1 protein-coding gene (running past one end of the window) is annotated in these 16788 nt (G+C 62.9%); it reads right to left on the reverse strand.

Translation table 11 applies throughout. The annotated features are described in order from the left end of the window. Positions 1-16788, reverse strand: part of the annotated coding region (gene sypC / locus LIX91_RS22125) for a syringopeptin non-ribosomal peptide synthetase SypC (protein ID WP_226489160.1) (this coding region is incomplete at its 5' end). Its footprint extends 11421 nt past the window's final position; 16788 of its 28209 annotated nt are in view.

Raw genomic sequence — 16788 nt, forward strand, 5'->3', positions numbered from 1 at the left:
TTATTCATGGGGTAGCCACCAGTTCGCCAGATGCCGTACATGCTGCGCCTTGAGGATGGTGAAATGGTTGCCCGGCCCACGCCAGACAGTGAGATCCGGGGCACACCGGCGCCAGCCGCTGACCATCGCCTGTTGTTCGCGCTGATTGCCCGCCGCATCCAGCACCGGGTCATCGGCCAGCACCAGACGCACCGGCCCGGTGTAGATCTGCGATGGTTGATAACGTGTGCGCAGGGCCGTACCGAAGGCCCGTGCAGGCCCGCGCATTGCGTCCGGCGACGAACGCTGCGGCAACATCCCTGCGCGCACCATCCCGGCATGCAACAAGCGCATCTGGCCGACATCGTCCTGGGCCCGGAAGGCCGCACGATCGATGCCCAGCAACTTGCCCGCAGCCAGTTCCATGGTCTCGATCAAACGTTCCAGCACGCCTATCGCGGTGTAAGGTTTGCCCACCACCCCGTTGCCGCCCGGTGACTCGCTGTCGATCAGAGTCAGCGAAGCCACTTCGCGGCCATGTGCCGTCAGGCGCTGGGCCATTTCAAACGCCACCCAGCCGCCGAACGAATGACCCAGCAGATGCACCGGCCCTTCGGGGTGAGTGCTGTCGAGTGCTTGCAGATACGCTTCGGCGGCAGTTTCCACCAGGCTGTAAGGCACCGTGCGGCCATCCAGCCCGCGCGGTTGCAGCCCGTGGATCGGCCAGTGCGGGCCCAGTGCATCGGCCAGGCCGATGAAGCCGGTCACACTGTCCCCTGCTCCCGGTACACAGAACACCGGCGCGTGATCGCGACGTCCGCCCTGAATCGTCAGCAACGGCCGGTGGGCGCTGTCAGCCCCCCGTGGCCGATCGGGCAGATCAGCCAGCGCCTGGCTGATCGCCTGACCCAGGCCCTCGATATGCGGCGGCTTCATCATGCTCAAGTGATCGCCCGCCACCTTGATACTGCGCAACTGACTGACTGACAGTACGCTGTCCCAACCCAGGTAACCGCTGTGTTTCTGCGAGTTGGGTTGCCACTCGCTGGCAGTGAACAGGTGCAGCGGCACGCTGTTGGGGTAAACCGTGTAATTGGCCTGCGCATGACCGTGGGCCACCTCACGGTCGAGGTACTGGCAAAGACCCTCGTTCGTGTAGAGGTCCAGCTCCGGCGGCAGTGCACCCTGCTCACGGCAGTGCTGCAGGAGCCCGGCGAAATCAAAGGCCTGCCGGTTTGCACGCACTCGCTCCAGGGCCTCCAGAGCCTGCTCGCATTCGCCTCGGGCTTTCCAGAACTGCTCGCAGTGTTCCAGCAGGTGCTGACGGTGGGCGGTCTGCAGGTCCCAGCGCTCGCGACCCTGATCCACCAGACGCGGCATGTAGGTGTCGAGCATGCCGATAAATTCCACCTCCTCGTCCATGCCCTCCAGCTGGATGGCGATTTCGTAGGCCAGAAGCCCACCGAAGGACCAGCCCGCCAGGCGATAAGGTCCGTGCGGCTGAACGCTGCGCATCGCACCCAGCAAGCGCGTCGCCAGGCATTCCATGGTCAGCAACTGTTCCTGACCGAGCGGGATGCCGCTCAACCCGTAGACCGGAATATCGCTGTCGATGTGAACCGCCAGCGCCGCGAAGTGCACATCCTGGCCGGTGAATTCGTGGACCAGGAACAGCGGACGCTGGTTGCCGGTGGTGCGCACCGGCACCAGTTGCTCATGAAGCTGCGCTGCAACCTCTTGGCTGCGGCTGCCCAGCAAGCTGGCCAGGGCCGCCACACTGGCATGCTGGAAAACGTCGGCCAGGGACACCGGCAAACCACTCTGCACCAGTTGGTTGACCAGTCGCACGGCCATCAGCGAGTGACCGCCGAGATCGAAGAAGCTGTCATGACGTCCCACCTGCTGTAATTCGAGTACCTCCGCCCAGGCTTTCGCCAGACGAATCTCCAACTCCCCTGCCGGGGCTTCAAACGCATGGCTCGCGAACTGATCCGCTGTCGGCGCTGGCAATGCCTGGACATCCACCTTGCCATTGAGCGTCAGCGGCAAGTCTGGCAGGCAGATGAATACGCTCGGGACCATGTATTCCGGCAAGCTGGCGCTCAGTTGTGCACGCAGGGCCTCCGACTCGAGGGCTTCAACGTCAGCGTGCACGGTGTAATACGCCACCAGACGCGTGTCGCCCGGGCTGTCTTCGCGCGCCACCACCACGGAGTTGCGCACGCCATCGCACCCATGCAGGCTGCTTTCGACTTCCCCAAGCTCGACGCGGAAGCCGCGGACCTTCACCTGACCATCATTGCGCGCCAGGTATTCGAGGTTGCCGTCCGGCAACCAGCGCGCCAGGTCGCCGGTGCGATAGAGCCGCGCGCCCGCCTGCTGACTGAACGGGTCGTCGCTGAAGCGTTCGGCGGTCAGTTCCGGGCGGTTCAGGTAGCCAAGCGCGACGCCAACACCGCCGATGTAGATCTCGCCGACGCTGCCCATCGGCACCGGCTCGCCGCATGCGTCGAGCAGATAGATGCGCACGTTGGCGTTGGGTTTGCCGATTGGCAGGCTCAAGGTGCCCGGCTGCACGTCGAACACTTCGTAACGCGTGGCGCAGGTCGTGCCCTCGGTCGGGCCGTAGCCGTTGAACAGGCGCACCTGGGACGAATGCTCACGTACCCGGCGGAACGACGCCGGATCCGCCCGTTCGCCACCGCACTCCAGCATGCGCAAGCCCGCCAGAGCCTCGGGAATCAACCCGGCATACAGGTTGAACAAGGCGGTCGAACTGAACATCACCGTCACTGCATGGCGTTTGAGCAAGGCGGCAAAGGCTGCCGGTTCAAGCAACACGGAGGGCTCGACGATTATCGACTGACCACCATTGAGCAACGCACCCCAGATCTCCGGGCTGCTGGCGTCGAACGCCGGGTTGGAGGAAAACGCCACGCGGTCATCGGCACGGAAGTCGTAGTTGTCCCGCACCAGCCGCACAATGCCGTTGTGGGTCACGATCACGCCCTTTGGTATGCCGGTGGAACCGGAGGTGTAGATGATGCACGCCGGCGTTTCGCCTGCTACTTCATCTGCAAGGGTGACTGGCCCCTGTTTAGCCACTGCCAGATCCAGAGTGTCCAGATCGAGTCTCGGCGTCGTTTCAGGTGCCGTCAGCTCGCTGCGGGTCAGCAACAGGGTTGCTTCGCTGTCCTGGAGCATGAAGCGCACACGTTCGTCGGGGGCCAGGCGATCCAGCGCCAGGTAAGCCGCGCCGCACTTGAGCGTGGCCAGCATACCGGTCAGCAGCTCCACCGAACGATCCAGCAGGATCGCCACTCGGGTTCCCGCTTGCACGCCGCGCTGGCGCAAGTGCTGAGCCAGGGCGTTGGCGCGGCTGTCGAGTTCGGCGTAGGTCAGCGTCTGCTCACCCTGACGGGCCGCAAGCGCCTGAGGTCGAGATGCTGCATGCGCCTCGAAAAGGCGATGCATCAGCTGACCCTGAGGGTAAGCACGGTCGGTTGCATTAAGACCGCTCAACAGGTGCTCGCGCTCGACCGCATCCACCAATGGCACGTGTTGCAGTATGCGGTGTTCATTGGCGACCATGGCTTCCAGCAGGCGTTGGAAATAGCCCAGATAACGGACCATGGTACTTTCGTCGAACAGCGCCGTGGCGTATTCCAGCGTGCCGATCAATTGATCGCCAACCTCGGTCATGTCCAGCACCAGATCGAACTTGGCCGTGTGGTCGTTCACCGCCACGCCTTGCAGGTTCATGGTGCCCAGCGCCAGATCGGACGTTTCGTTGTTCTGCCAGGACAACATGGCCTGGAAGATCGGGCTGTGGGACAGGCTGCGTTGCGGACGAACCACCTCGACCACCTGTTCGAACGGCAGGTCCTGATGAGTCTGCGCCGCCAGCGTCTGACGCTTGACCTGCTGCATCAACGCTTCGACGCTGGGTGCGCCGGACAGATCGACGCGTATCGCCAGGGTGTTGACGAAGAACCCGATCAGGTCCTCCACTTCGGCACGCAGTCGATTGGCCACCGGTGTACCGATCACCACATCGTCCTGACTGGCCAGACGCCCCAGCAGCGAGGCCCATGCGACCATCACGGTCATGAACAGGGTGCTGCCATGCCGCTGGCTCAGGGCCTTGAGGCCGCTGGTCAGCTCCGCATCAAGTACCAGGCCGCGAATGTTGCCGCTGTAGTCCTGTTGTGCCGGGCGTGGCCGGTCGGTCGGCAAGGTCAGCAAGGCTGGCGCGCTACCCAGGGTCTGCTGCCAGTACTGACGCTGTTGCTGCAGCACGTCGCCGCTCAGCCAGTTGCGCTGCCACACGGCATAGTCGGCGTATTGCACCGGCAAAGCGGGCAACGGATCTTCGGCACCGGCACTGAACGCCGCATAGAGCGCACTCAGCTCACGGGTCAACACATCCGCAGACCAGCCGTCGGAGACGATATGGTGCATGGTCACCAGCAACACGTGATCGTCCTCGGCCATGCGCACCAGACGCCCGCGTACCAGCGGACCGTTGAGCAGATCGAAGCCCTCGTTGGCCTCGGCAGCGGTGATGGCGAGCAGTTGCTGTTCAGCATCCGCCTGCCCGGTCAGCACCTGCAGTTGCAGGCTGAAACCGATATCGGCCGGGGCGATGCGCTGCACCGGATCCTGGTCCTGCTCTTGCACAAAGGTCGTACGCAGCACTTCGTGGCGGGCGACGATACGGTCCAGCGCCCTCTCCAGCGCAGGGTTATCCAGAGTGCCACGTAGACGCAGCCCTGCCGGAATATGGTAAGCCGCGCTGCCGCCTTCCAGCTGTGCGAGGAACCACAGACGCTGCTGGGCAAACGACAACGGCAAGGTCTGGTCGCGAGGCACCGGTACGATAGGTGGCTGAACGCTGTCTTTGGCTTCGGCGAGTATCCGTGCCATGGCGGCCAGTTCAGGCTGAGCGAAGATATCCGCCAGGCCGAGCTCGACGCTCAAGTGCTGGCGCACCTGGGAAATCAGACGCATCGCCAGCAGCGAGTGGCCGCCCAGTTCGAAGAACTGGTCGTGACGGCCCACCTGTTCCAGGTCGAGCAGGTTCTGCCAGATCTGCGCCAGCGCCAGCTCGGTGTCGCCTTGCGGCTCCACGTGTTCGCGGCTGGCAAAGGCCTCGGCTTGCGGGGCTGGCAAGGCGCTGCGGTCAAGCTTGCGGTTCGGCGTCAACGGCAAGGCGTCGAGGACCACGAACGCACTCGGCAGCATGTACTCGGCCAACTGCGGCGCCAGCTCAGCGCGCAGGCTGGCGGCATCCAGGTCCGCTTGTGGCTGGGCGATCACGTAGGCCACGAGTCGTTTATCTCCCGGATTGTCTTCCCGAGCGATCACCACCGCTTCCTTGACCCCGGCGCAATTGCCCAGACGTGCCTCGATTTCGCCCAGTTCGATACGGAAACCGCGCACCTTGACCTGGAAGTCGTTACGCCCCAGGTACTCGATACGACCGTCGGCCATGTAGCGCGCCAGGTCACCGGTTTTGTACATCCTGGCCTCAGGGCTTTCTCTGAACGGATCCGCCAGGAAGCGCTCGGCGTTGACCTCGGCAAGGTTCAGGTAGCCCCGCGCCACGCCATCGCCACCGATGAAAATCTCACCGGCCACGCCGTATGGCACTGGCTGCTGGTGAGCATCAAGCAGGTAGATACGCGTGTTGGCCATTGGCTTGCCGATGGTCGCGTTGCCGCTGCCCTCGCTGCCGGCCACGGCGTCGTGGCTGACGTAGGCGGCGGTGCAAGAAACGGTTGCCTCGGTCGGACCGTAGGTGTTGATCAGGCGAGTATGCGCCGGGCGTACCTCGTCCCAGAGCTTGAGCTTCTGCGCCGACAGTGCGTCACCCGTGACGTTGATCAAGCGCACATGCTGCAGACGTTGCTCAGCGACATGCGGCTGTTTGTGCCATTCGGCCACCAGCGTATGCCAGTGCGCAGCGGTCAGGTGCAGGACGGTGGGTTTAATGCCGTGGGTTTCAGTTCCTTCGATGCCAAAGATCTCGCGACTTGGCGCCAAAGTGGCACCCGCCAGCAAGGCGGGGAAGATTTCCTCCACCGACAGGTCGAAGTTCAGGGTGTTCTGTTGCAGCACGGTGTCGGTTGAGGACAAGTCAAACAGCCGCACCGCATCGACGCTGTAGTTGACCAGGCCACGATGCTCGATCATCACGCCCTTCGGATTGCCGGTGGAGCCCGAGGTGTAGATCACATAAGCCAGGTTGCTAACGCCGAGGGCTTCCACCACCGGGTTATCGTTTCGCTCGGTAAAGGTGGTGCGCTGATCGTCGTCGAGCAACACCACTGGCAAGGTCAGGGTCGGCAAGCGCTTGCGCAGATCACGCTGGGTCAGCAATGCTGCTGGCTGGCTGTCGTTGATCATGTAAGCCAGGCGCTCGGCCGGATAGGCCGGGTCCAGCGGTACATAAGCAGCACCGGCCTTGAGCACACCGAGCAGGCCGACCATCATTTCCACGCCGCGCTCGACGCAGATCGCCACGCGATCATCAGGGCCGATGCCCAGGCCGATCAGGTGGTGAGCCAGACGGTTGGCCTGACGATTCAGTTCGGCATAACTCAAACGTTGCGCCTGGAAGGCCACGGCGATGGCGTCGGGCTGTGCCTGAACCTTTTCTTCGAACAGTTGATGAATCGTGGCGTCTTGCGGGTAAGGCACGTCGGTGGCATTAAGGTCGACCAGCAGATGCTGGCGTTCCACCGCATCAAGCAATGGCACTTGTTCCAGCAACTGGCGGTCGTCGGCGACCATCGCTTCGAGCAAGCGTTGGAAGTAGCCCATGTAGCGCTGCAGGGTGCTCTCGTCGAACAGTGCCGTGGCGTATTCCAGCGTGCCGATCAATTGATCGCCGACCTCGGTCATGTCCAGTGTCAGGTCGAACTTGGCCGTATGGCCAGCCACTGCGACGCCCTGCAGGGTCATGTCGCCAAGCGCCAGATCGGACGCTTCGTTGTTCTGCCACGACAACATGGCCTGGAAAATCGGACTGTGGGACAGGCTGCGTTGTGGGCGAACCACCTCGACCACCTGTTCGAACGGCAGGTCCTGATTCGCCTGGGCGGCCAGGGTCTGCTGTTTGACCTGCTGCAACAGGCTTTGCACGCTCGGTGTCCCCGAGAGGTCTACACGCACGGCCAGGGTGTTGACGAAGAACCCGATCAGGTCCTCCACCTCGGCGCGCATGCGGTTGGCCACTGGTGTACCGATCACCACGTCGTCCTGACCGGCCAGACGTCCGAGCAGCGCAGCCCATGCGGCCATGACCGTCATGAACAGGCTGCTGCCATGCCGCTGGCTCAGCGCCTTGAGGCCACGGGTCAGGTCGGCGTCGAGTACCAGCCCGAGCAACTGACCGCTGTAGTCCTGTTGCGCGGGACGTGGCCGGTCGGTCGGCAAGGTCAGCAAGGCCGGCGCGCCGGCCAGAGTCTGCTGCCAGTACTGGCGCTGTTGCTGCAGCACGTCGCCGCTCAGCCAGTTGCGCTGCCACAGCGCATAGTCGGCGTATTGCACCGGCAACGCAGGCAACGGATCCTCGGCGCCTTCGCTGAACGCTGCATAGAGCATGCCCAGTTCACGGGTCAACACGCCGGCGGACCAGCCGTCAGAGACGATGTGGTGCATGGTCACCAGCAACACATGGTCGTCATCGGCCAGGCATACCAGGCGTCCACGTACCAGCGGGCCGTTCACCAGATCAAAGCCCTCTTCGGCCTCTTCTGCGGCGATGGCAAGCAGTTGTTGTTCCGCATCGGCCTGCCCGGTCAGCACCTGCAGTTGCAGGCTGAAGCCGATATCGGCCGGGGCGATGCACTGCAGCGGATCCTGGTCCTGCTCCTGGACAAAGGTCGTACGCAATGCCTCGTGGCGCGCAACGATACGGTCCAGCGCCCGCTTCAGGGCGACTTGATCGAGGCTGCCGCGCAGACGCAGACCGGCCGGAATGTGATAAGCCGCACTGCCGCCGTCCAGCTGCGCGAGGAACCACAGGCGTTGCTGGGCAAACGACAGCGGCAAGGACTGATCGCGGGACACCGGCACGATGGGTTGCTGGCTGCTGCCGGCAGCGTGCGCCACTACCTGAGCCAGCGCCGCCAGTTCCGGTTGGGCGAAGATGTCCGCCAGGCTCAGCTCGACGCCCATGCGCTGACGCACCTGGGAAATCAGGCGCATTGCCAGCAGCGAGTGCCCACCCAGTTCGAAGAAGTGGTCATGACGCCCTACCGCTTCCAGGTTGAGCAGGTTCTGCCAGATCTGCGCCAGGGCTTTTTCGCTGGTGCCTTGCGGGGCGACATGTTCGCGACTGGCATAGGCGTCGTACGCTGGAGCTGGCAAGGCCTTGCGATCGAGTTTGCGATTCGGTGTCAGCGGCAGTGCATCAAGCAGCACGAACGCACTTGGCAGCATGTACTCGGCCAGTTGCGGCGCCAGTTCGGCGCGCAGTCTGGCGGCGTCCAGGTTTGTTTGTGGCAGGGCGATCACGTAGGCCACGAGGCGTTTTTCGCCGGGATTGTCTTCCCGAGCGATCACCACCGCTTCCTTGACCCCTTTGCAACTGCCGAGACGCGCTTCGATTTCGCCCAGTTCGATACGGAAACCACGCACTTTGACCTGGAAGTCGTTACGCCCCAGGTATTCGATACGGCCGTCAGCCATGTAGCGTGCCAGGTCTCCGGTTTTGTACATCCTGGCATCAGGGCTGTCGCTGAACGGATCCGCGAGGAAGCGCTCGGCGTTGACCGCTTCAAGGTTCAGGTAGCCGCGTGCCACGCCGTCGCCACCGATGAAGATCTCACCGGCCACGCCGTATGGCACCGGCTGCTGATGGGCGTCGAGCAGGTAGATGCGGGTGTTGGCCATCGGCTTGCCGATGGTCGCGTTGCCGCTGCCTTCGCTGCCGGCCACGGCGTCGTGACTGACGTAGGCCGCAGTGCAGGACACCGTCGCTTCGGTCGGCCCGTAAGTGTTGATCAGGCGCGTGTGTGCCGGGCGCACCTCATCCCAGAGCTTGAGTTTCTGTGCCGACAATGCGTCACCTGTGACGTTGATCAGGCGTACCTCGGCCAGGCGTTGTTCACCAGCCTGCGGCTGGTTGTGCCATTCGGCGACCAGGGTGTGCCAGTGAGCGGCGGTCAAATGCAGGACGGTCGGGTAAATGCCGTGATTTTCAGTTCCTTCACTGCCGAATATCTCGCGGCTTGGCGCCAGGGTGGCACCGGCCAGGAGTGCCGGGAAGATCTCCTCCACCGACAGGTCGAAGTTAAGGGTGTTTTGTTGCAGCACCGTGTCGCTCTGGGACAGGCCAAACAGTCGTGCCGCATCGACGCTGTAGTTGACCAGACCGCGGTGTTCGATCATCACGCCCTTGGGATTGCCGGTGGAACCGGAGGTGTAGATCACATACGCCAGGTTGCTCACGCCGAGGCTCGGTACGATCGGGTTGTCATCACACTCGGTGAAGCCCTGGCAATGCTCGTCGTCGAGCAGTACCAGCGGCATGGACAGCGCAGGCAAACGCTCCTGCAAGCCGCGCTGGGTGAGCAACGCCGCTGGCTGGCTGTCGTTGATCATGTACGCCAGGCGCTCGGCCGGGTAAGCCGGGTCCAGCGGCACATAGGCGGCACCGGCTTTGAGTACACCGAGCAGCCCGACGATCATTTTCACTCCGCGTTCGACGCAGATCGCCACCCGATCATCCGGACCGATGCCCAGGCCTATCAGGTGGTGAGCGAGACGGTTGGCCTGACGGTTCAGTTCGGCATAGCTCAAGCGCTGCGCCTGGAAAGCCACGGCGATGGCGTCGGGCTGTGCCTGGACCTTTTCTTCGAACAGCTGATGAATCGTGGCGTCTCGCGGGTAAGGCACGTCGGTAGCGTTAAGGTCGACCAGCAGATGCTTGCGTTCCACCGTATCGAGCAGTGGCACGTGTTCAAGCACCTGGCGGTCATCGGCGACCATGGCGTGCAGCAAGCGCTGCAGGTAGCCCAGATAACGGGCGATGGTGCTTTCATCGAACAATGCGGTGGCGTATTCCAGCGAACCGAACAGCTGGCCCTGGGCTTCGCCGATGTCCAGCGAGAGATCGAACTTGGACAGCGTATGGCCTGCGCTCAGGCTTTCCAGTTGCAGATCGCCGAGGGCGAAATCCCCGCCGCCCATGTCCTGCCAGCTGAGCATGGCCTGGAACACCGGGCTGTGCGACAGGCTGCGCACCGGCTTGATCACTTCCACCACTTGCTCGAATGGCAGGTCCTGATGGTCCTGCGCGCCTAACGTGTTGGTCTTGACCTGCGCGAGCAGCGTTTCTGCCGTGGGTTTGTCGCTGAGGTCGACGCGGATCGCCAGGGTGTTGACGAACAGGCCAACCAGTCCTTCGGCTTCACTGCGTGTGCGGTTGGCCACTGGCGTGCCGATGACCACGTCGTCCTGGCCGGACAGACGTCCCAGCAGCGCGGCCCAGGCGGCCATGACGGTCATGAACAGGGTGCTGCCGTGACGTTGGCTCAATGCTTTGAGGCCGCGAGTCAGATCTTCGTCGAAAACGATGGGCAGCACCGCGCCGGCATAGTCCTGCTGCGCCGGACGTACCCGATCGGTAGGCAACATCAGCAGCGCCGGAGCGTCTGCCAGGGTTTGCTGCCAGTAATCGCTTTGTTGCTGCAGCAGATCGCCGCTCAGCCAGCGACGCTGCCACACCGCGTAGTCCAGGTATTGCAGCGCCAGTGGCGCCAGCGGGTCGTCCTGGCCCTGACTGAATGCCGCATAGAGCGCGGCCAGTTCACGGGTCAGCACGCCAATCGACCAGCCATCGGAAACGATGTGGTGCATGGTCAGCAGCAGGACGTGATGGTCCTCCGCCATACGAATCAGGCGGCCGCGGATCAACGGGCCCTGTTCCAGATCGAAGCTTTGCAGCGACTCTTCACTGGCCAGTGCCTGAAGCTTCTCTTTAGCATCCACCAACCCTTGCAGATCGTGCAGTTGCAGGTTGAAGCCGGCATCTGCCGGGCTGATCCGTTGCAATGGCTGTTCGTCATCGCCCTGAATGAAGGTGGTGCGCAAGCCCTCATGGCGCGCCACGATGCGCTCCAGCGCCCGTTGCATCGCCGCGCGATCCAGCTCGCCACGCAGGCTCAGGCCGACGGGCATGTGGTAGGCCGCGCTGGCGCCTTCCATCTTGGCGAGGAACCACAGGCGTTGCTGGCCGAACGACAATGGCCAGGCCTGATCGCGTGCCACCGGCACGATATCCGGCAGGATGCTGCGTCCGGCTTGCGCGATGGCCAGCGCCAGGGCGTTCAGTTCGGGGTGGGCAAACAACGCGGCCAGGCTCAGTTCGACGCCCAACTGCTGGCGAATCTGCGAAATCAGGCGCATCGCCAGCAACGAATGGCCGCCCAGCTCGAAGAACTGGTCGTGACGACTGACACGTTCAACCTGGAGCAAGTCGCTCCAGATTCGCGCCAGCAGGGTTTCGGTTTCGCCTTGGGGAGCTTCGTAACCACGACGAATCAGCGCATCGGCTTCCGGTGCCGGCAAGGCCTTGCGGTCCAGCTTGCCGTTCGGGGTCAGTGGCAGTGCATCAAGCAGCACATAGGCTACCGGAATCATATGCGCCGGCAGTTGTTCCTGCAGCCAGCCGCGCAGGCTGTCGATGTCCACCGGAGCATGCCCTGCGCTCAGGGTGTAATAGGCCACCAGACGCTTGTCACCCGGTACATCATCGCGGGCAGCCACCACAGCTTCATGAATGGCTGGGTGTTTGGCCAGGCATGCATCGATCTCACCCAGTTCGATACGGAAGCCACGGATCTTCACCTGATCGTCGTTACGACCGAGGTATTCGATATTGCCGTCCGGCAGGTAGCGCCCCAGGTCGCCGGTACGGTACATGCGAGCCGCTGGCTGCGGGCTGAACGGATCCTTGAGGAAGCGCTCGGCAGTGAGGTCGTCACGGTTCAGATAACCCCGCGCCACACCCGCGCCACCGATATAGATTTCACCCGCAACACCCAGTGGCACAGGCTGCTGTTGCTCGTCCAGCAAGTAAAACTGTGTATTGCCAACCGGCTTGCCGATGTGCGGAGCGAAGCCGTCGTCGCGATCCATCGCCACCCAGCTTGAGTAGGTGGTGGTTTCAGATGGGCCGTAGAGATTGCACAGGCGCTGCACGCCGGTCTTCTCGAACAGCGATTCCACCAGGCTGCGTTTCAGCGCTTCACCCGCCACGTTCACGGTGTGCACCGATTCCGGCAGGCCGTTGACTTCCAGCAGCGCATTCAGCGCCGACGGTACGGTGTTGATCAGGCCGATATCGTGCTCGCCGTATTGCAGTTCAAGGACGTTTTTCACCACGTTGATGCTGCCGCCCGAGGTCAGCGGCGCAAAGCACTCGTAGACCGCGAGGTCGAAGTTCAGCGAGGTAGAGAAGAGTGTTTTTTCCAGAGCAGACGCATCGAAAGCCGTGTGCGCCCAGGTCAGGAAATTCACGGTATTGCGATGTTCGATCATCACGCCTTTCGGCAAACCGGTCGAACCGGAGGTGTAGATCAGGTACGCCAGATGCGCCGAAGTCAGCCCTGGCACCTGCGGATTCTGGACGGATTCGCCCTGCCAATTGCTCAGATCAAGATTGATCACAGGTACCGAAATGTCGGCCAGCAGGCCCTGAGTCGCGGTTTGAACCAGTACTGCAGCCGGAGCGCTGTCCTGCAACATGTAAGCGATGCGTTCTACCGGATACGCTGGATCCAGCGGCACATAGCCGCCACCCGCCTTGAGAATCGCCAGCAAGCCGACGACCATCTCCGCACCGCGCTCTACGCAGATCCCGACCCGCGAATCCGGCTGCACACCCTGCTTGCGCAAGGCGTGGGCCAGGCGGTTGGCCTGCTCGTCAAGCTCGCGGTACGTCAGACGCTGCTCGCCGTGGACCACTGCCAGCGCCTGGGGCGTGCGTTCTACCTGTGCTTCGAACATCCCATGGATGGTCTGCTGTTGCGAGTAATCCAGCGCAGTAGCGTTCAGGCCATGCACCAGATGCTCACGCTCTGCCGCCGACAGAACCGACAAGCCTGCCAGCGGCACCTCGCCGGACTGCTCCAGTGCGCTGACCACATTTTCCAGAGTGGTCTGCACATACGCGCAGACGCGTTGCGCGTCGATGCTGGCACTGGCTTGAATCGTCAAACTGAAGCCCGTTCCCTCATCGTTTACTGAAAGGGTCAGCGGATAGTTGGTGCGTTCTTCGCCACGCAGGCTTTCGATGCCTTGCCAGGCGTCCAGTGTCTGCTGGTTGGCCCCAGCGGCGACATGCCGGTAGTTGAGCAAGGCGCTGAACAGCGGCGTTGAAGCGGACACGCCACTGCAACGCTGTGCCAGTACCAGCGAGGCGTGTTCATGGGCAAGCAGCCCGCTGAGCCTGGCGTGGGTAGCCTTCAGACCGCTGCGCACGCCCTGCTCGCCCAGCGTGACACGCAACGGCAAGGTGTTGATGAACATCCCCAGCGCCCGGTCAGACCCGGCACCACCCTGCAGGCGGCCGAGCAGTACGGTGCCGAACACCACATCATCTTTGCCTGACAAGGCGCCCAGAACACGGGCCCATGTCAGGTGATACAGACTGGCGGAGCTGACTCCGAACTGACGGGCCTGCAAGCGCAGGCGGCGGCTCAGGTCCATGTCGACCGACTGGTGCGCTTCCTCGATACCGCGACCATCGCCCTGCACGTCCAGCAGGCCGAACGGCAGTGTTGGCTCATCGATGTCACCGAGCATGTCGCGGAAAAACGCTTCGTGCTCCTCGCGGCTCACGCCGAGCATGGCCTGCGCCACGTAATTGCGGTAAGGCACGGACGGTGGCAGAGAAGCTTGCTGCCCGAGCATGTACGACTCGATTTCGCTGGTGAGCGTGCGCAGCGACGTGGCGTCGTCCACCAGGTGATGGAACAACAGCATACCCAGCCAGCGGTCGTTCTCCGCGTCATGTGCATAACCGATGCGCAGCATCGGCGCCTGACGAATGTCGAGGCGCGTGTGACGAGGGTCCAGACGCTTGAGCAGTTGTTCGGCGATGTCGCCATCGGCCGGGTTCAGTACCAACTCATCCATACCCAGAGGCGCTTCACGCCAGATCACTTGCACCGCTGCATCGAGACGCTCCCAAAGCACAGCGGTGCGCAGGATATCGTGCCGGTCGATCACGCCTTGCAGTGCCTGGGCGAAACTGTGCAGACGCTCGAGGCTGTCAAAGGCAAACAATGCGTATTGCAGGTACGGGTCACCCTCGGTCGCTGCAAGGTGGTGATACAAAATCCCTTCCTGCAGCGGCGCCAGCGCGTAGATGTCCTGCACGTTGGCCAGACCGCCGGGCACACTTGCCACCACGCGGTCGATGTCATCCTGGCTCAGCGCGGCCAGAGGCAGCATCTCCGGGGTGATGCGCTCACAGCCGGCGGGAATAAGGTTGGCGGGTACTTCTACTGCACCCTTGCCGCCCACCGCTGCCGCCAGGGCGGACAGTGTCGGCTGACTGAACAGCACGCGCACATCGGCAACCAGATCGATCTGGCGCATGCGCTCGATCAGTTTAACGGCCAGCAGTGAGTGGCCGCCCAGTTCGAAGAAGTTGTCATGCCGCCCGACCTGATCCAGTTGCAGCAGGTCTTGCCAGATCCGCGCAATGGCCATCTCGGTGTCGTTTTCAGGTGCTGCGTAGCCACGACTGGCCAGCGCCGAGCGGTCGGGCACCGGCAACGCCTTGCGGTCGAGCTTGCCGTTGGCCGTCAGTGGCAACTCATCGAGTTGCACGTAGGCCGCGGGCACCATGTGCTCCGGCAATGTACCCTGCAGATGCTCGCGCAGGCTTTCGATGTCCAGCAGGCTTTCCGGCTGCTGCGCCGTGACATAGGCCACCAGACGCTTGTCCCCGGGCACATCCTCACGACACAACACCACGGCATCGCGGACGTCAGGATATTCAGCCAGGCGCGCTTCGATCTCGCCCAGTTCGATACGGAAACCACGAATCTTCACCTGCTCGTCGTTGCGCCCCAGGTATTCAAGGCTACCGTCGGCCAGCCAGCGGCCCAGGTCGCCGGTACGGTACATCCGCTCATTCGCTGCGTGGCTGAACGGGTTATCGAGGAAACGTTCGGCGGTCAGTGCTTCACGGTTCAGGTAGCCCCGAGCCACACCGGCGCCGCCCACATACAGCTCACCGACCACACCCACCGGCACAGGTTCGCCGCGGGCATCGAGGACATACAGTTGCAAGTCGGGAATGCGCCTGCCGATCGGGCTGGCGCCGAGACGCTGGGCGTCTTCGGCCTGCAACGGGTAATAGGTCACATGCACCGTGGTTTCGGTGATGCCGTACATGTTCACCAGTTGCGTGCGTGCGTTCGCTTGCCGGGCGTACCACGGCTTGAGCATCGCCGTTTCCAGCGCTTCACCACCGAAAATAACCTGACGCAGCGAATGTGCCCGGGTGTTTTCAGCCTGGGCAGCAATCAGCTGACGGAACGCACTTGGCGTCTGGTTGAGCACCGTCACTCCGGCACTGCACAGCAGGTTATAGAAGTCTTCGGGCGAGCGGCTGACCAGTTGCGGGACGATCAACAGACGGCCGCCATGCAGCAATGCGCCCCAGATTTCCCAGACCGAGAAGTCGAAGGCGAACGAATGGAACAGCGCCCACACGTCCTGCTCATTGAAGCTGAACCACTCTTCGGTGGCCGAGAACAGCCGCGCAACGTTGCGATGCTCGACCATCACACCTTTGGGCAGACCGGTGGAGCCGGAGGTGTAGATCACGTAAGCCAGGTTGGTGGGCTTTACCGGCACCTGCGGATTGCAGACGGATTCGCCCTGCAAGTCATCGTCGAGACTGATCACCGGCACTTCCGAGGCCGGCAAGGTGCCCTGCACTGACCGCTGACTCAACAACGCTACTGGCGCGCTGTCACCAAGGGTGTAGGCCAGCCGTTCAAGGGGGTATGCAGGGTCCAGTGGCACGTACCCAGCGCCGGATTTGAGAATGCCCAGCAAGCCGATGATCATCGCCGGGCCGCGTTCGACGCAGATCGCCACCCGATCATCCGGACGAACGCCGTGAGCCAGCAGGCGATGGGCAACCTGGTTGGCGCGGGCGTTGAGTTCGCCATAGCTCAGGGTCTGCTCTTCGAACATCAGCGCCACGGCGTCTGGTTGTTGCGCGGCGCGGGCTTCGAATTGCAGATGAATCGGTGTCTCGCTCGTGTAGGTGCTGCCGGGCTGCTTGTACTGTTCAAGCAACTGCTCGCGCTCGCTGTCCGGCAGTATGGAAATGGCGTGCAACGGGGTCTGCGGCGCCTGCTCCAGCGCGTTGACCAGATTGCTCAAGGTTTGCTGCATGTAGGCGCAGATACGTGCGCCATCGATCAGGGGTACAGTCTGTACGGTCAAAAGGAAGTCTTCGCCCCGGTCATCGACGTTGAGGGTCAGTGGATAGTTGGTGCGTTCTTCATCGCCCAGCGCCAGCGCATGCATGCCATTCCAGGCCGTCAGCGTCTCATCGGTCACGGCAACGCTGGTGTGGCGATAGTTGAGCAGCGCGCTGAACAACGGAGCCGGTGCGACCACGCCACTGCAACGCTGGGCCAGCGCCAGAGACGCGTGTTCATGCCCGAGTAATGCGGTCAACCGCTGGTGCGTGGCCTTGACCCCGTCACGCACGCCTTGGTCGCCCAGGCTCACACGCAGCGGCAAGGTGTTGATAAACACGCCAAG

Origin of the sequence: Pseudomonas sp. B20 (assembly GCF_020515755.1) — a bacterium.
In the GTDB taxonomy this organism is placed as follows: domain Bacteria; phylum Pseudomonadota; class Gammaproteobacteria; order Pseudomonadales; family Pseudomonadaceae; genus Aquipseudomonas; species Aquipseudomonas syringae.